The 17,368-nt window shown below is 63.7% G+C and carries 17 protein-coding genes; 5 read left to right on the top strand and 12 right to left on the bottom strand.

Going from position 1 to position 17,368, the window contains the following annotated elements; genetic code table 11:
- The first annotated feature begins 5 nt into the window (after positions 1-5).
- The 4 genes from ABOA88_RS06385 (at position 6) to ychF (ending at position 3,451) form a co-directional block, all read left to right on the top strand.
- Positions 6-947: a ribose-phosphate pyrophosphokinase gene (locus ABOA88_RS06385; RefSeq protein WP_043214915.1), complete on the top strand. Its 942-nt coding sequence runs from the start codon at positions 6-8 to the stop codon at positions 945-947.
- A 120-nt stretch (positions 948-1,067) separates the two neighbouring features.
- On the top strand, positions 1,068-1,664 hold the full coding sequence (locus ABOA88_RS06390) for a 50S ribosomal protein L25/general stress protein Ctc (protein WP_043214913.1): 597 nt from the start codon (positions 1,068-1,070) through the stop codon (positions 1,662-1,664).
- A 79-nt stretch (positions 1,665-1,743) separates the two neighbouring features.
- Positions 1,744-2,328, top strand: a complete 585-nt coding sequence (pth, locus tag ABOA88_RS06395; protein WP_196169735.1) for an aminoacyl-tRNA hydrolase — start codon at positions 1,744-1,746, stop codon at positions 2,326-2,328.
- A gap of 22 nt (positions 2,329-2,350) precedes the next feature.
- Positions 2,351-3,451: a redox-regulated ATPase YchF gene (gene ychF, locus ABOA88_RS06400; RefSeq protein WP_043214908.1), complete on the top strand. Its 1,101-nt coding sequence runs from the start codon at positions 2,351-2,353 to the stop codon at positions 3,449-3,451.
- Between the two features lie 40 nt (positions 3,452-3,491).
- Here ychF and ABOA88_RS06405 read toward each other — a convergent pair whose 3' ends face one another.
- The 5 genes from ABOA88_RS06405 to ycaC all read right to left on the bottom strand — a co-directional run bounded on the left by ABOA88_RS06405 (position 3,492) and on the right by ycaC (position 8,429).
- Positions 3,492-4,415, bottom strand: coding sequence for a LysR substrate-binding domain-containing protein (locus ABOA88_RS06405; protein WP_196169757.1), 924 nt, complete (start codon positions 4,413-4,415; stop codon positions 3,492-3,494).
- A gap of 19 nt (positions 4,416-4,434) precedes the next feature.
- The gene (locus ABOA88_RS06410) at positions 4,435-5,382 is read right to left on the bottom strand and encodes an HlyD family efflux transporter periplasmic adaptor subunit (protein ID WP_419183382.1); all 948 of its coding nucleotides are present in this window, start codon (positions 5,380-5,382) and stop codon (positions 4,435-4,437) included.
- Between the two features lie 2 nt (positions 5,383-5,384).
- Positions 5,385-5,591: a DUF1656 domain-containing protein gene (locus ABOA88_RS06415; RefSeq protein WP_043214896.1), complete on the bottom strand. Its 207-nt coding sequence runs from the start codon at positions 5,589-5,591 to the stop codon at positions 5,385-5,387.
- The gene (locus ABOA88_RS06420; protein WP_367851354.1) at positions 5,581-7,734 is read right to left on the bottom strand and encodes an FUSC family protein; all 2,154 of its coding nucleotides are present in this window, start codon (positions 7,732-7,734) and stop codon (positions 5,581-5,583) included. Before ABOA88_RS06420 ends, ABOA88_RS06415 begins: the two co-directional genes overlap by 11 nt.
- 74 nt (positions 7,735-7,808) lie before the next feature.
- A complete protein-coding gene (gene ycaC / locus ABOA88_RS06425; RefSeq protein ID WP_043214892.1) occupies positions 7,809-8,429 on the bottom strand; it encodes an isochorismate family cysteine hydrolase YcaC in 621 nt (206 codons plus the stop codon).
- 323 nt (positions 8,430-8,752) lie between these two features.
- Here ycaC and ABOA88_RS06430 point away from each other — a divergent pair, with 323 nt between their 5' ends.
- Positions 8,753-9,877 carry a hypothetical protein gene (locus ABOA88_RS06430; protein WP_367851353.1) on the top strand — a complete coding sequence of 375 codons (1,125 nt, stop codon included), beginning with the start codon at positions 8,753-8,755 and terminating at the stop codon, positions 9,875-9,877.
- Here the strand turns inward: ABOA88_RS06430 and ABOA88_RS06435 are convergent.
- From ABOA88_RS06435 to ABOA88_RS06465, 7 genes are all read right to left on the bottom strand, one after another.
- On the bottom strand, positions 9,874-11,295 hold the full coding sequence (locus tag ABOA88_RS06435) for an undecaprenyl-phosphate glucose phosphotransferase (RefSeq protein WP_196169761.1): 1,422 nt from the start codon (positions 11,293-11,295) through the stop codon (positions 9,874-9,876). The two genes, ABOA88_RS06430 and ABOA88_RS06435, sit on opposite strands and share 4 nt — an antisense overlap.
- Positions 11,296-11,732: 437 nt before the next feature.
- Positions 11,733-12,476 carry a WecB/TagA/CpsF family glycosyltransferase gene (locus ABOA88_RS06440; protein WP_196169762.1) on the bottom strand — a complete coding sequence of 248 codons (744 nt, stop codon included), beginning with the start codon at positions 12,474-12,476 and terminating at the stop codon, positions 11,733-11,735.
- The gene (locus ABOA88_RS06445; protein ID WP_196169763.1) at positions 12,476-13,663 is read right to left on the bottom strand and encodes a glycosyltransferase family 2 protein; all 1,188 of its coding nucleotides are present in this window, start codon (positions 13,661-13,663) and stop codon (positions 12,476-12,478) included. Before ABOA88_RS06445 ends, ABOA88_RS06440 begins: the two co-directional genes overlap by 1 nt.
- Positions 13,660-14,862 (bottom strand): glycosyltransferase family 4 protein, encoded by a 1,203-nt coding sequence (locus ABOA88_RS06450; protein ID WP_367851352.1) that lies wholly within the window; start codon positions 14,860-14,862, stop codon positions 13,660-13,662. The genes ABOA88_RS06445 and ABOA88_RS06450 overlap by 4 nt, the downstream gene beginning before the upstream one ends.
- A 30-nt stretch (positions 14,863-14,892) precedes the next feature.
- Positions 14,893-15,861 carry a DUF535 family protein gene (locus tag ABOA88_RS06455; protein WP_367851351.1) on the bottom strand — a complete coding sequence of 323 codons (969 nt, stop codon included), beginning with the start codon at positions 15,859-15,861 and terminating at the stop codon, positions 14,893-14,895.
- 7 nt (positions 15,862-15,868) lie between these two features.
- Positions 15,869-16,846, bottom strand: coding sequence for a glycosyltransferase family 2 protein (locus ABOA88_RS06460; protein WP_367851350.1), 978 nt, complete (start codon positions 16,844-16,846; stop codon positions 15,869-15,871).
- A gap of 4 nt (positions 16,847-16,850) precedes the next feature.
- On the bottom strand, positions 16,851-17,360 hold the full coding sequence (locus ABOA88_RS06465) for a serine O-acetyltransferase (RefSeq protein ID WP_367851349.1): 510 nt from the start codon (positions 17,358-17,360) through the stop codon (positions 16,851-16,853).
- Between the last annotated feature and the right edge of the window lie 8 nt (positions 17,361-17,368).

Below are 17,368 nucleotides of genomic sequence, written 5' to 3' on the forward strand. Positions count from 1 at the left end.
TGCGCGTGTCCAAGATGATGGTCTTCACGGGGAATGCCAACCCCGATCTGGCTCGGCGTGTCGTACGTCAGCTGCATATTCCACTGGGTGATGTTTCTGTCGGTAAATTCTCCGACGGCGAAATCAGTGCTGAGATCAATGAGAATGTTCGTGGTAAGGACGTTTTCATCATTCAGCCAACCTGTGCCCCTACCAACGACAATCTGATGGAACTGGTAGTGATGGCCGACGCCTTCCGCCGCTCCTCAGCGTCACGAATCACTGCCGTGATTCCTTACTTCGGATACGCCCGCCAGGACCGCCGTCCGCGTTCGGCACGTGTAGCCATCAGCGCCAAAGTCGTCGCTGACATGCTCACTGTCGTGGGTATCGACCGTGTACTCACCGTCGACCTGCACGCTGACCAGATCCAGGGCTTCTTCGATATTCCCGTCGACAACATCTACGGCTCGCCCGTACTGGTCGACGACATCGAAGACCAGCGTTTCGAGAACCTGATGATCGTCTCCCCGGACATCGGTGGTGTCGTGCGCGCACGTGCCGTCGCCAAGTCCCTGGGTGTCGACCTGGGTATCATCGACAAGCGCCGTGAAAAGGCCAATCACTCCGAAGTGATGCACATCATCGGCGACGTCGAAGGACGCACCTGCATCCTGGTAGACGACATGGTCGATACCGCCGGCACCCTGTGCAACGCGGCCAAGGCCCTGAAAGACCACGGCGCTGCCAAGGTCTATGCCTACTGCACGCACCCGGTACTGTCGGGTCGTGCGATCGAGAACATCGAGAAGTCCGTGCTGGACGAGCTGGTGGTGACCAACACCATCCCGCTGTCCGCCGCTGCTCAAGCCTGTGACCGTATCCGCCAGCTGGATATCGCACCGGTTGTCGCTGAAGCGGTTCGCCGTATCAGCAACGAAGAATCGATCAGCGCGATGTTCCGCTAAGCGGAACGCTCGCTGACGAAAAGCGCCCCGCCCCGGCACCTTGTCGGGGCGGGGCTTTTTTGCCAATCCTGATGGCGCTGGTCGCAAACGCCATACGGGAGGCTATTTTGGAGATACAAAATGACCGATTTCATCCTGAACGCCCAAGCGCGTACTGACCTGGGGAAAGGTGCGAGCCGCCGCCTGCGTCATTCCGCCAACATCCCAGCCGTTGTCTACGGTGGTGGCAAAGAAGCCCAATCCCTGACCATCCTGGCCAAGGAAATCACCAAGCTGTTCGATAACGAAGCTGCCTTCAGCCACGTTCTGGAACTGAACGTTGACGGCACCAAGCAGAACGTCGTCGTCAAGGCCCTGCAGCGTCACCCAGCCAAAGGCTTCATCATGCACGCCGACTTCGTTCGCGTCGTTGCTGGCCAGAAGCTGACCGCCAAGGTACCGGTTCACTTCATCAACGAAGAAGCCCCGGTCAAGAAAGGCGGCGAGATCTCCCACGTAGAAGCCGAGATCGAAGTTTCCTGCGAAGCCAAAGACCTGCCTGAGTTCATCGAAGTCGACCTGGCCAAGGCTGAAATCGGCACCATCATCCACCTGTCGGACCTGAAAGCTCCGAAAGGCGTAGAGTTCGTCGCTCTGGCCCACGGTGATGACAAAGCTGTTGCCAACGTCCACGCCCCGCGCGTAGCCGCTGACGCTGCTGAAGGCGCTGCCGAGTAATCCACTCGCACGCCGGCGTTGATCGGGTTACAGTGCCGCGCGCACCGTGACCCACCAACTCCAAGGAAGAGCCCCTGACGTGACCGCCATCCAGTTGATCGTCGGCCTGGGTAACCCCGGCCCCGAATACGAACAGACCCGGCATAACGCAGGGGCTCTTTTCGTTGAACGCCTCGCCAGCGCCCAGCGTGTATCGCTGAACGCTGACCGCAAGTATTTCGGCCTGACGGCTAAGTTCAGCCATCAGGGCCAAGACGTTCGTCTGCTCATTCCCACCACCTACATGAACCGCAGCGGCCAGTCCGTCGCGGCATTGGCCAATTTCTTCCGGATCCCACCGGCGGCCATCCTGGTGGCGCATGACGAACTCGACCTGCCCCCGGGCGTCGCCAAACTCAAGAAAGGCGGCGGCCATGGTGGGCACAACGGCCTGCGCGACATCATCGCGCAGCTCGGCAACCAGAACGACTTCCATCGCCTGCGGCTCGGCATCGGCCACCCGGGTGACGCCAAACTGGTCTCCAACTTCGTCCTGGGCCGCGCACCGCGCGCCGAGCAGGAGAAGCTCGACGCCAGCATCGATTTTGCCCTCGGCGTGATGCCGGACGTGCTCGCCGGCGATTTCGCCAAGGCGATGCGCGAACTGCACAGCCAGAAGGCCTGATTTCCTAGAGAGGGGAATTCCCATGGGTTTCAATTGCGGCATCGTCGGCCTGCCCAACGTCGGCAAGTCCACCCTGTTCAACGCCCTGACCAAGTCCGGTATCGCGGCGGAGAACTTCCCCTTCTGCACCATCGAGCCGAACAGCGGCATCGTGCCGATGCCCGATGCACGCCTCGACGCCCTGGCCGAGATCGTCAAGCCTGAGCGTGTGATCCCGACCACCATGGAATTCGTCGACATCGCCGGCCTCGTCGCCGGTGCCTCGAAGGGCGAAGGCCTGGGCAACAAGTTCCTCGCCAACATCCGCGAGACCGACGCCATCGCCCACGTGGTGCGCTGCTTCGAAGACGAGAACGTGATCCACGTCTCCAACAGCGTCGACCCCAAGCGTGACATCGAGATCATCGACCTGGAACTGATCTTCGCCGACCTGGACAGCTGCGAGAAGCAACTGCAGAAGGTCGCGCGCAACGCCAAGGGCGGTGACAAGGAAGCCCTGGCCCAGAAAGCCCTGCTGGAAAAGCTCATTGCCCACTTCACCGATGGCAAGCCTGCGCGCAGCCTGATGAAGAACATGAGCGTCGAGGAAAAGGCCGTGATCCGCGGCTTCCACCTGCTGACCAGCAAGCCGGTGATGTACATCGCCAACGTGGCCGAGGACGGCTTCGAGAACAACCCGCACCTGGATGTGGTCAAGGCCATCGCCGAGGAAGAAGGCGCGGTCGTGGTGCCAGTGTGCAACAAGATCGAGGCCGAGATCGCTGAGCTTGAAGAAGGCGAGGAGAAGGACATGTTCCTAGAGGCCCTGGGCCTGGAAGAGCCTGGCCTGAACCGCGTGATCCGCGCCGGCTACGCCCTGCTCAACCTGCAGACCTACTTCACCGCGGGTGTGAAGGAAGTCCGCGCCTGGACCGTACGTGTCGGTGCCACTGCGCCGCAAGCCGCCGCCGTGATCCACACCGACTTCGAGAAAGGCTTCATCCGCGCCGAAGTCGTGGCCTATGACGACTTCATCCAGTACAAGGGTGAAGGCGGCGCCAAGGAAGCCGGCAAATGGCGTCTGGAAGGCAAGGACTACATCGTCAAGGACGGTGACGTGATGCACTTCCGCTTCAACGTCTGATCCTGCCCGGTCAACGACAAACCCCTTGAGGCTCGCCGCCTCAAGGGGTTTGTTGCATCAGGCCTTCGGCTTCCTGCTCGAACGCCTCTACCAAAAAGTCGATCAGCTTGCGCACCGCAGGCATCACCCCGCGTCGTGACGGGAACAGCGCAACGATCTCGCCCTTGCGTGGGGTCCAGTCTTCCAAGGCATGCACCAGGCGCCCGGCCGCCAGGTCGTCGCGCACCAGTTCCTCGGGGAGCAACACCACACCGACACCTGCCAACGCACCCTGGCGCAGCACCGCGACATCGTCCGACACCAGGCGGGGCCGGTAGCGAATCGACGCCACGGCACCGTCCGGCCCGTCCAGGTCCCAGGTGTACTCCTGCACATTGGCGCCCCAGCCCAGGCTCGGCAGTTCGAACAGGTCGGAGGGGCGCAGCGGTTGCTCATGTCCGATCAGCAGCCTGGGGGCGACCACCAAGCATTGGCGACTATGGGCCAGCTTGCGCATCACCAGCTCGCTGCTCTCCAGTGGTCGATGGCGCACGCTCAGGACCAGGTCGAAGCCCTCGCCGATGACATCGACCCGCCGGTTGTAGCTTTTGACCAGCAGTTCCACCACCGGACATTCGGCCATGAAACGCGCCAGCATCGGCGCCAGGCGCGCGTCCAGCAGCGAGGTGCTGCAGGCCAGGCGAATGATGCCGCTGGGCACCGCACGGCTGCGCTCAATCGCGTCTTCGGCGGCATAGGCCCGGTCCATCATCGATACACAGTGATGGTAGTACTCCAGGCCCACCTCGGTGACGGCGAACTGGCGGGTGGAGCGCTGGATAAGACGCACGCCCAGGCGCTCCTCGAGCAGGGCAACACGCCGGCTCAGGCGCGACTTGGGCAAGCCGAGGACGCGGCCGGCGGGGGCGAAGCCACCGTGCTCCACCACCTTGGTGTACAGGTACAAATCATTCAGATCGAACATGCGACAGACTCACCCACCCTCATTCCACAATGGTGACCGTCGCCGTGGTCCCGGCGCGCAACGGTGGTGCGTCGGCGCTGTGCTCCAGACGCAGGCGCACCGGGATCCGCTGGGCAAGCTTGACCCAGGTATAGCTCGGGTTGACGTTGGCCAGCAGGCGGTTGCCCGGCTGGTTCTCGCGGTCGGTGATGGCGTAGGCGATGCTTTCCACCGTGCCCTCCAGCACCTCGCCGCTCATCAGGGCGATGCGCGCGCGGCTGCCCACCTTGATCTTCGGCAGCTTGGTTTCCTCGAAGTAACCACTGACGTGGAACGAACTGCTGTCGACCAACGCCAACAGCGGCGTGCCCGATTGGGCGAAATCCCCCTGCCGGGTCAGCAGGTTGGTCACGTAGCCGCTGACCGGCGCGGTAACCCGGGTGCGCTCCAGGTCCAGGTGAGCCTGCTTCAATGTGGCCTCGGCGAGCTGCACGTTGGCCTGTGCCAAGCCTAGGTTGGACTGCTCGCGTAAAAGATCGGCCTGGGCCACGGCCACGTCCGTGCCGGACTTCTCCCACTCCTCGGCGGAAATCGCCGACAGGGACTGAAGCCTGCGCCGGCGCTGCTCCTCGCTGCGCCGTTGCCTGAGCAGGGCTTCGTTGGCGACGATCGACGCCTTGGACTGCCCCAGTGCGGCGCGAGCGACTTCGACCGCGCGCTCGGCATGCAGGACAGCGAGTTCGTAACGGGCGGGGTCGATCTGCAGCAGCAGGTCGCCTTGCTTGACGAACTGGTTGTCATGGATCGGCAGTTCGATGATGCGACCGGCCACCTCGGCCGACAGGGTCACCACATCCGCCCGCACCCGGGCGTCGCGGGTCCAGGGCGCGCGGGTATAGTAGTCCCAGGCAAACCAGCCCAGCACCAGGGCAAGGGCCAGCACGGCCAAGGTCAGCGCCTTGGAAAATACAGGTTTCAAGGCAGGCATCTTCAGACACTCACTCCCATCGATAACACCAGTGCCGCGCAAATCGCGGCATACAGAGCGCCCTGGAACAAAGCGGGATGCCACACCAGCGCCAGCACCCCGACCCGACGCAGCAAGGCGTCAGCAAGCAGAAACAACGGCAAGCCAAGCAACAGCGCCTGGGCGATCGGCGGCAGATAGACACCGCCGAACTCGAAATCAATGGGCATAGGCGCCCTCCTCTTCAGGCTGCGTGGCCGGCGCCAGTACCTGGCGGTAGCGCTGGAGCAACTGGCCGGCGATCGCCAGCGCGACCCGCAGGATGAGCAACTGACGCAGCGCCTCCCGGCCCGCCTCGAAATGCGCTTGATGCAGGGCATCCAGGGTTTCACCAAGCGCTTCGAGCTCGTGCAGCAGTGCATCCACGTCCACCCGACGACGCGCACCGATGAAGTCCGCCATCTCTTGCAACCCTAGGCGCAATCGCGCCTTTACGCCTTCCGGCAAGGTCTCGCTGGTGACGCACTGGGCCTGAGCCTTGGCCAGGACGATGGCCAACGCCGGGCACACCAGGTTGCACTCGAACAACTCCCGCGAATGCGCATCGCTGGTGGCCGGCAGCAGGCCGATCATGGCCGAGAGCCGGTCGAGCATGCGGCTCTCGAAATCGAACTGGCGCACCAGGCTGGAGGGTGCGGTCACCTGCTGGTACACATCCTCCCGGCTCAGGCGAAACAGGCGAGCCATGCGCCTTTGCGGGTTGAACGGGAAGACCAGGGCAAACACCACCATCGCCAGCAGCCCCCCGGCCAGGTAGGCCCCAGCGAACTCGAACCATTGGATGGCGCTGTTGTGGTAGGCCCCGACGTTCTGCGGGCCGATCATCAGCAGGCCCACCAAGCCGATGCCCATGCCGATCCCCGCGGTCATGGGGTTGGCCAGGCCGACGGCGGCCAGGTAGAGCAAGGGCGTCAGGCACAGGGCGAGCATTTCGAAATCAGTGAAGATCGGCAGCAGGCCGAACTGATAGACCGCCGACAGCACCAGCGCCACCAGCAAACCGCGGTTGTAGTTCTGACTGGCCAGCAGCGGTCGAGGCAAAGTGGCCATCAGCGAGCACATGACGCCGATCAGGATCACCCCGGAGCGGGCGCCGTCCCAGGCCGTCTCAATCCACAGCCACCCGGCCAGGAACAACGCCAGGAAGGCCCGCGCGGCGTTCATGCCGGCCAGGCGAAAATCCAGATGCAGGGCACTGCCCCGCCCTTGGGCGTGGGGGCAGCTGGCAGCCCTGCCCTGCTGGATCGCCTCGTTCAGCTCGATCAACTCGTTCAGTTGTTGCAACAGACGCGCCTGCTCCCAACGCAGGGCCCAGGCCAGTGAACGCAGACGCGGTGGCAATGGCTCGCTGAGAAACTCCGCACGATCGGCGGCCTGCTCGAAGCGCTGGTGCAGGCGGTGTATGGCCTGACGACGCTGCGCCGACAACGCCACGCCCTCACTGGCCAGGGCATCGAGGCTGTCCAGCTCATCGTTGCGCAGCAGTTGGATGTCGGACGGCAGTGGCCCTTGCCAGTGCTGCTTGATCAGCTCACGTTGCTGTCGCAACACCAACAGGCGCGACACCAGCAGCACCAGCTGGTTGGCCAGCAGTTGCACCAGACCATCGGCGCTGCGCAGGTGCGGGGCATCGAAATACAGATGTCGGCGCAGGCCTTCCAGCGCGCTGACCTGAGCGATCAACTGGGCCTGGCGCTGGTTGAAGGCGGCTTCGTCTTCCTCGGTCCTGATGACCTCAGCGGCATGCCGAGCGATCAGCTTGACCAGGCTGTCGACCTGGGCGAAGTAACCTTGGGCAACCGCCTGCGGACGCGCTGTCAGCAGGCTGACCACGGCTACACAGGCCACTGCCAGCAGGGTTTCGGTCAGGCGCGTGATGGCCAGCAGCAGGATGCCGTCCGGCTCTGGCACCGCCAGCATCGCCACCACCACGGCGGTGAAACCACTGAGGACGAAGGCATGGGAGTCGGTATAGCGCAGCAGCGTGCCCCCTGCCGTGCAGAACGCCAGCCACAGGGCCAGGCAAACGATGAAGGGCATCGGTGCCTGGGGGAACAGCGCCATCAGCACCACCGCCACCGCCGCCCCTGCCGCCGTGCCTATCACCTGCGCGAAGCTGCGCTTGAGGGTCATGCCGGCCAAGGGCAGGCTGATGATGATCACGGTCATCAGCGCCCACTTGGGCTGTTCCAGATCGAAGATGAACGCCAGGTACAGGCACAACAGGCCGGCGACGATGGTGCGCAAGGTGAAGAGCAAAACCCCGCGCCCGGGATTGAGGGCCAGTTTGAAATAGCCAATCAGTGGACCCATCCGGTACCTCTGGACACAGACGGGGAGCCCTACCTTAGGCGCTGTAGCCCCTAAGGCACGGCTCCCACGCCGGATTACTTCGTCAGCGTGCTGAAGCTGGTCATCAGGTTACGGTAGTCCGGGATGTGGTTGGAGAACAGCGTGCCCAGGCCTTCGATGTCGTTGCGCCAGTCGCGATGCAGCTCGCAGGCCACACCGAACCAGGTCATCAACTGCGCACCGGCCGCCTCCATGCGGCGCCAGGCCGAATCACGGGTCAGTTCGTTGAAGGTGCCGGAGGCATCGGTGACCACGAACACATCGAAGCCTTCCTCCAGGGCCGACAGCGCCGGGAAGGCCACGCACACCTCGGTCACCACGCCGGCAATGATCAGTTGCTTCTTGCCGGTGGCCTTCACCGCCTTGACGAAGTCTTCGTTGTCCCAGGCGTTGATGTTGCCGGGGCGTGCGATGTAGGGCGCATCCGGGAACTGCGCCTTGAGTTCGGGCACCAGCGGGCCGTTGGGGCCGTTTTCGAAGCTGGTGGTGAGGATGGTCGGCAGCTTGAAGTACTTGGCCAGGTCCGAGAGGGCCAGCACGTTGTTCTTGAAGCGGTCCGGTTCGATATCACGCACCAGGGAGAGCAGACCCGTCTGGTGGTCGACCAGCAAGACAGCGGCGTCGTTCTTGTCCAGACGCTTGTATTGGAAAGCCATGGTAATGCTCCTTTCTTCGGTGGGATTTTTAGACGTACGCAATCCAGTTGTCGCCTGCCCACAATTGATGTGCGGGACTATCAGCGTAGGCAACACCGGCCATGCCAAGCGACCGTCAGTCGGCTCGATTCGGCGGTCGGCGCGCCCTGTGAAAAAACAATAGACACAACGTTAGTCCGACGAGTGGACAGTCGCTAGATACCCAAATCGGACCTCAGCGTTCCATTGGGTGAACACTGAGCCCCTGCCTTGCGAGCGGGCTATTTCACATCTTTACTCGTTCTAGACAGGCCCAGGCCCCCTGAAGGAGCGCCAGCACCGCGATGAAAGAACAGCTCGCCCTACTGGCCAGGCAGTGCATTTCGCCGTCGGTCCGCTTCGAGATCAGGGCCGCGTCGGCCAGGCTCAAGGACCTGGCCAGCCGCGCCTGCCTGTGGCGCTGGGAGCGCAGCCGCTTCAAACCCGACCAACAGAGCAGTCACGAGGTGATCTACCTGGGCCGCAAAGCCCACCGCGACCTGGCCAAGTTGCTGATGGGGGCGACCACGCCGGCCAGCGCGACCAGCGATGCCGTGGTACTGGCCAGCGAAGTGCCGGTGCCCGGTGCCCTGCAGGTGCCGCACTTTCTGAGCGCCGTGGTGCCACTAGGGCGCTCCCTGGACAGCATCGTCGCCACCTACAACAGCGAGCTGCGACGCAGCCTGCGCAAGCACCGGCCGCGCTATCACATGCGCCCGGCAGTCACCGACGAAGAAATAGCCCATGCCGACACGACGATGCTGCAACCCTACGCCAAGGCCCGCCATGGGGCGTCCGCCTCACAGATTGCCACTGCCGAGGTCTTCAGGCTCGCCAAGTCCGCAGGCCGACTGGACCTGATCCTGCGGGACGAGGAAGTGGTGGCCTGCCACCTGGGGTGCGTCATCACCCGCGCCGGCAAGCGCTACTGGAGCACCATCCGCTTCGGCTACCCCGAATCGGTCTTCGCCGATGCCAAGCAACTGCGCGAGGTCAACTCGATCACCACCTTCATGGCGTTGGAGTGGGCGCTGGAAAACGGTTTCGACTACTACGACATCGGCTGCTGCCTGGCCCGCCCCGACGATGGGTTGCTGGAATGGAAAAGACGCCGCGGCGGCGACGTCGACACCTTGGGCAACCATGCCCACTTCTTTATCAGGCTCCCTCGCACCGGCTCGGAATGGTTCCTCTGGAGCACACCGCTGTTCGCGGTGGAAGATGGCCGGCTGACCCTGCACCTGGGCGTGCCCGAGGGGCCGAGCGACGAAGAGATCGCCAGCCGCTACCGGGAAATGGGCTTTGGCGGGTTGTCCAAGGTGTACCTGCATTGCACCCGGGCACCGAGCCCGTCGTTGATCGAGACCTTGCGCAGCCGCTACGCGCACCTGAACCCGATGCCGATGATCCAGACCCGCCTGACGCGCTAATACGCCTGCTTGCCGGTGAACGCCGAGAGCGTGCGCACGAGAATGATGAAGTCCAGCCACACCGACCAGTTGTTGATGTACTCGATGTCCGAATCGACCCGCTGGATCATCTGCCCCAGATCCTTGGTCTCCCCCCGGTAACCGCGCACCTGCGCCAGCCCTGTCATGCCAGGCTTGATATTGTTGCGCGCGAAGTAGTCGGCAATGTCCCGGGAATACTGAGTGTCGTGCTGGATGGCATGCGGACGTGGCCCTACCAGGGACATCTCGCCCATCAGTACATTGAACAGCTGCGGCAACTCGTCGAGGCTGGTGCGGCGAATGAACGCCCCGACCCGGGTCATGCGCGGGTCGTTCTTCTGCGCCTGCTGGAGCACCCCGGCTTCGGGCTGGTGCACGAACATGCTCCTGAACTTCCAGATGCGGAAGGTCTCGCCGCTCCAGCCCATGCGCTCCTGGCGGAAGAACACCGGCCCCGGGCTGTCGAGCTTGATCGCCACAGCGACGATGAGTAAGACCGGCGCGGCACACAGCAGAATCAATGCAGCCAGCAGTTTGTCTTCGAGATTCTTGAGGAACAGGCTGGTGCCGGTGAGCGGCGTTTCGGAAAGCGTGAGCACCGGGATACCGGCAATTTCGCGCACGCTGTGGTTGATCAACCGCAGCGAGAAGATGTCGGGAATCCAGTTGACCGAAACGCATTTGTCCAGCAGCCGCAAGTAAACATCGCGGATCAGTTGCGAGCCTTCCAGCGGCGTGACCAGGTAGACGGTCTTGATACCGTGACGCACCACGATGTCATCCAGATGGGAAATATCGCCCAGGATCACCGGGCCATCCTCGCCTTCCTGCGCGCCCACTTGCAGGTCCGTCTCGCCGATGTGCACGCAGCCGACGATCTTCTCGCCCAGCCAAGGGTTGTTGCTGATCTTCTTGTGAAGGAAGGTTGCCAGCTCACCAGAGCCGATGATCAAGGCGTTCTCATGGCTGTAGGGCAGCGTCAGGAACTTCACCTGGATTTCGCGTACCAGAAAATGCAGCAGCAACTGGATGAAATAGCCGATGACGAACAGCTCGCCCACCAGCAGGCGCGAATACTGCTCGCTCTGTTTGGTGAGAAAGGCCATGGCCACGAGAAAGCAGAACGTCACCGTCCAGGCCTTGAACAGCTTGAAAGCCTTGATCGACAGCCCCACGTTGCTGCGGTAGATGGCGTAGTGGTCATAGACCACCGCCAGGGCGCCGATCAGCAACAGCAGCATGATGACGTAATCGGGGGTGATGTAGCCGACGTGCAGGTAGATCAGGTACCAGGCGACCCCGGTCACCGCGATGCCGTCGAGCCCGGCCTGAATGGCGTTGCTGATGCTGCGTCTGCGCTGGAGTAGGGAACGGTTACTTCTGGGTTCGAAAACCATTGTTCGTCCTCACTGATGCCGAGAAACCACACGCTTTCCTACCAAGCCAAGAACAACCGTACTCATCCTGAAAAGACAAAGACCCGACGCGCACTCTGCGAGTGCCGCCTGGTCAATGACGTAGGAGATCGTCCCCGTGACTATCGATACCTGAATCACACGCCAATGCGCGGACTGCTCCCCAGGGCGATAGTGCGACCCGTTTGCCGAGGATCCTCGACACCTGGGTGCGTTTGATATCACTGTAGCAGTACTTTGGAACCGCGCCGGGGATTTACCCTCTTTGTGGCCGCTTCAGATGCGTGTCGCGCCCTTCGCGGGTAAACCCGCTCCCACACTGTCTGCGCCGAACCTGTGGGGTGAGTAAACACCCTATTGCAAGGCTTGCGCCGAACCTGTGGGAGCGGGTTCACCCGCGAAGCAGACACCGCTCCCTATCAGTGACCACGCGCTCGCGCATAGCTCAACGTACGCCAGAGAAACAACGGATTGCCGACCACATACCGGCTGAACAGCCGCCTGGGCTCACGCAGCAGTCGGAACAACCACTCGCAGCCCAAGCGCCGCATCCACCGCGGCGCTCGCGTCACCTTGTCGCCAAGAAAGTCCAGGATCGCCCCGCCGCACACCACCACACAGGGCACGCCGCTTTGCGCCAGCCGGGCGGCGACGGCCTCCTGCTTGGGCATGCCCATGCCCAGCACGATCAGCTCCGGCCGCTGCCGGTGCGCCAGGGCCATGTAGGTATCGACCTCGTCGAAACCATGGTGAACAGACGTCACCTGAACCCCGAAGCGGGCTTCGCTGCTGCGCGCTGCGTTGTCCAGAAAAGGCGCTTCGGTGCCCCAGAACGCCACGCGCCGCCCCCTGAAGGCCATCAGCAACTTGGGAATGAAGTCGGTGCCATTCATGTTCAACCCAGGCGCCACCCCCAGCCGGCGCAACAGGATCGCCATGCCCGAACCATCGCGCAACAGCACGTCCGCCGAAGCCAACGCCTGGTGATAAGCGCGGTCGCGGGTCACCAGGTTCATGGCATGGGCGTTGACGAAACCCAGCACCCGCTGCGCCCCAGGTGTGGATAACTGGGCCAGCAAGCGCTGCTCATCCTCTGCGTTTTCCACCACCCGCAGCTTGTCGACGATGGTGCTCCAGTGGCCTTGCCAGATCGATAGAGGCATCAGTTGCCATCCCGTTTGGAACGCACCCAGTCCACCTGGCGCTTGACCAGGAACCCCAGGTAGATGGGGATCTTCTTCGCCGCGTAGAGCGGCGCGTAGAGCAGCACCGAAAAGGCGATCAGCCCTCGGCAGAACCGGTACCAGGCCAGCAGGATGGCGATGCCCAGCAATACCACTGCGCAGCTCGCCAGCCAGGGGGCGGTGCTGACATCCAGCAGCAACCAGGCCAACCACGAAAGGCAGAAGACCCCGGCCAAGGCCAACACCAGCAAGGCCAGCGGTGGCACCATCAGGTCCAGCGCCAGGGCCAACAACGCACCGTTGCGACGGGCGAGGCTTTCGATCAACAACCGTGGCGCATCCTTGAGCAAGACGCCCAGGTGCCCGTGCTCCCAACGTCGGCGTTGCGCCCCCAGCCCTTCGTTGCTGACGGGAAACCAGCTGGTGACCATGGCATCGGGACAGAACAACGGCGCCTTGCCGATGCGGCACAGGTCCAGGCCCATCTTCAGGTCCTCGACCAAATGGCCGCTGGCAAGCTCCAGCGAGGCCAGGTCACGCCAGGTGAACGCCATGCCAGCGCCCATCAACTGACAAGGCAGGCCCAGCCGCGCCGAGCCGCGTGGACGCACCAGGTTCTTCACGCGCCAGGCGAATTCGGCCACGCGGGTCTTGAGCCCTGCGCCGTCAGGCGACTGCATCAGGTACAACGCCTGAACCGGACGCCCGCTGTCGATGCAGCAGGTGGCAAGGCGCGTGAGCGCGCCCTCGCCCAGCTGGCAATCGGCATCGATCACGATGATCACCGGCGGTGGGTCGAACCCCAGGTAGCGCACCCCGAAGTCCAGCGCATAGCCCTTGCCCCGCGCCTGCGCATCGAAACGCTCGACCACCTCGGCACCTGCTGCCCGCGCAAGCGCCGCAGTGTCATCGGTGCAGTTGTCCGCCACCACCAGCAGCCGATCACCCTCGCACAACTGCGCGCGGATGCTGTCCAGCGTGGCGGTGATGATCGAGGCCTCATCATGGGCCGGCACCAGCACCGCCAAACGCGGACGCGGTACGCGGGCTGCCGGCGGCAGCCGCGCCGGCAGGCAGGCCATCAGCACCTCGATGAACAACACCAGCGTCGGCAACAGCACGAGCAACGCCAGCGCGCCCAGTATCGCCGCCGCGAGCCCTGTCATGCCGGAGCCCTGAACAGTGCGGCCAGCTTACCGGCCTCGGTATCGATGTCGTGGCGCTCCAGCACCCGCGCATATGCCGCCTCACCCATGCGCTGGAGCACCTCCACCGGTTGCGCCAGGCAGTCGGCCATGGCCTGCGCCAGTTCCTCCACGGCCCCGGCGCTGAACAACCAGCCGTTCTCACCCTGGCGGACCAGCTCGGGGATGCCCGCCACATAGGTCGTCAGAACAGGTCGGCGCAAGGCCATGGCCTCCATGATCACCACCGGCAGGCCCTCGGCGAAACTCGGCAACACCAGGGCGCGCGCCGCCAGGATCTCGGCACGCACCTGCGCGCTGCTGATCCAGCCGGTGATGCGCACCTGGGCCTGCAGGCCGTGCCGGGCGATCAGCGTCTCGATATCCGCCCGCATCTCGCCATCGCCCGCCAGCACCAGTTCAAAGGCCACGCCGCGCTCGGCGAGGCGGCGCGCCGCCTCGAGCAGCAACAGTTGCCCTTTCTGTTCGCACAACCGCCCCACGCACACCAGCCGTGGCACCGCCGGGGCCGGTACTGCCGGCACGTCGTGGAACATCCGCTCCAAGCCGCAATGCACCACCTTCACCTTGGCCCAATGCCCATGGGCCACCCAACGGAACAACTGGCTGCGCCCGTAGGAGCTGATTGCCGCGACGAACGCGGCGCGCCGGACCTTCTCGCCCAAGTGGAGAAACTGAGGTTTGTCGAACTCTTCCGGACCGTGCACGGTGAAGCTGTACGCCGGCCCGCCGAGGGCATTGGCCAGCATCACCACTTCGGTGGAGTTGGTGCCAAAGTGCGCATGCACATGCTCGCTGCCAAATGCCCGCAATCGCTGCAGCACCCAGCAGGCTTCAGCCAGGTAGACCACGTGGTAAGGCAATGGCCGGTCGGCGCGCCAGCCCAGGCGCAGGGCCAGCCAGAGTGCGGCGAAAAACCGTCGCGGGTCGGCCCGCAGCACCTGCAGCAGGGGTTTGATCAGGCCTCTGAGGCCGCCTTGCAGGACGTACTGGGTCTGGTCCCGCTCGGTCATGTCGTCGGCATCCAGCAACTGCGCATCCCAACCCCGCAAGGCCATGCGCTGGATGACGAAGCCCTGACGCTCCAGCGCCAGGATTTCACGGCGAATGAAGCTATGGCTGACCTTCGGGTACTGATTGACGAAATACGTAATGCGCATAGGGACCCGACTGAATGCGTGTTCGATTGATTATGGGTGCACTCCTGACTCAGGGTAGCCTGCCTCCTTCAAGCTCACCGATTGTTTACCCTGCAAGCGCAACGTGGCGTCCACCTGGGCGAACACATCGTCCAGCAGTCCATGACGGCGGCGGTACATCGCGCGCTTCTTGGGCGCGACATCGTCCAGGCTGCGCCGGGCCTCGTCGATCGGCATGACGTAGAAGTCCTGGCGCTGCGAAGGCAGCGCGCCGTGCTCCTGCCAGATGACGTCGTAGTTGGTCGGCAACTCCTGGACCTTTTGCGCGCCGAAGTAGGCATGGCGGTGATGCCGGTAACCATCGCCCACGGCGTAGAGCCGCGTGACGCCAAGGCGCGTGGCCAGGTGGCGGAGCACCTCGATCAACAGGCTGCGCGGGCGCAGCCCTTCGAAATCCTTGGTCAGTGTGCGGTAGATCGACAGCGACGTTTCGCTGTCGATGCCTTTGTGAATGCCCTGCACTGCGCCGATGAACACGCACAGCTCGCCATCCTCCAGGCCCAGGCTGAAGGCCAGCGACGCGACCCGCAGATCGTACTGGAACAGGTTCAGCACCAACTCCCCTTCGCGCATGAACCAGAACGCGCGATCAAGCACCAAAGAGCATGCCGGTGAATAGCGCGACAGGTCATCGAGCAGCAGCCGCTCTTCGCGCCCCAGCAACAGCAGGCTCGGGCACCGGCTGCTGACCACTTCGTAGTGCGAGGCCAGCGCATCGAAACGCATCGACGCCGGCCAGTCCTTGCTGATGTAGGGCCACTGGACCAGACCGATGCAATCGATGCCCAGCCGCTCCCGGCCACTGTCACCCAAGGCAAGTGACAGGCGCCGCTGGAACGCATTGAGGCCAGACCATTCCCGCGCCATGTGCCGCACCAGGCGGAGCTTGTTGTGCAGCGCCCTCAGCGAGTATCCGGGGTGCAGGGTGAACACGCTTTTGACCAGTGACCGATATGTCATGGACATCTCACTTGTATTCGATCAACACGGATTTGCCGACACCGAACCTTTTCAGCAAGAACTTCACCTGCCCACACATTTCGGGAAACTTGCCCAACACCAGAAACCCCGCCTGCAACCCGTTCTGCTGCAACGACCCTCGCCCCCGGCGCATCAGCCGCACCACCTGCAACGGATAGACGAGCAACAGCAACAGCCCTCCCCAACCGAACACCGTACAGGCCAGCAGGGTCGCCAAGGGAATCCCCAGCCCCCACACCCAGGCTCGGCGCGACTCACGCAACCAATGGCGCTCCGGTGCCGCGCCATGCAGGAACGCGCCTTCGGCAAAGGCATAGCCGCCACGCAGACTGCGCCGCCACCACTGGCTGAAGCGGGTCATGGCGGCGTCGTGCAGGGTCATTTCGGCGTCCAGGCGCCAAATCTTCCAGCCCTGGGCACGCAGGCGCACGCACAACTCAGGCTCCTCTCCGGCGATCAGGTCGGCGCGGTAGCCGGCCGCCTGGACGAAGGCATCGGCGCGCATGAGCGCATCGCCGCCACAGGCCTTGGCCTGGCCGACCGGGGTGTCCCACTCCAGGTCGCACAACTGGTTGTAGATCGAATGTGTGGGGAATCGCTCGCGGCGCCGACCACAGACCACTGCGACCTCCGGGTGCTGGTCGAGGAAGGCCTGCGCAGCGGACAACCAGCCGGCCACCACTTCGCAATCGCCATCGACGAACTGCACGTAGCGCACCGAAGGCATTACGCGATGCAAACAGGCGAAGCCTTCGTTGCGCGCGCGCGCAGCGGTGAAGGGCTGCGTCATGTCCAGGGCCAGCACCTCGATGCCCCGCGCCTGCGCCATCTGCACCGACCCGTCGGTGGAGCCTGAGTCGACGTACACCACCTGATCCGCCGCACCGGCCAGCGAATCCAGGCAGCGCTCCAGCCGCGCGCCCTCGTTGCGCCCGATCACCACCACACCGATGCCAGTCATCATGGGCTCATCCGCCACTGCGTCGGGGCTTGATGATCGCGGGCACGCCGACAGCCAGCGAATCGTCGGGCACATCGGTCAACACCACCGCGTTGGCCCCGATGATCACGTTGTTGCCGATGCGGATATTGCCCAGCACCTTGGCACCGGTGCCGATATCGACGTTGTTGCCGAACACCGGCGCGATGGGCGCCTGCACGTTCTTCAAGCCCACCACCACGCCATTGCGAATGCGGCAGTCGTCGCCGAAGCGGGCATAGCCGCTGACCACGATGCCGCCAAAATGGTCGATGACGAAGTTGCGCCCCAGCTCCACCTCGCAGGGCAGCTCGATGCCGGTGAGGATCTGCACCAGCTTGAACAGCACCTTGTAGACGAACGAAAGCACCTTGCGCAGCAACGCCGGACGCACCCCGTAGCGCCAGCGCCCGAAACGGTAGACCAGCATCACCCAGAAGCCCTGTGCCGCCCAGTCGCCTCCATGGGCCCGCAGGTCCGCGCGAACGTTCTCGAACATACGGCCCC

It is taken from the genome of Pseudomonas sp. PKS (genome assembly GCF_051913525.1).
GTDB lineage: Bacteria > Pseudomonadota > Gammaproteobacteria > Pseudomonadales > Pseudomonadaceae > Aquipseudomonas > Aquipseudomonas guariconensis_D.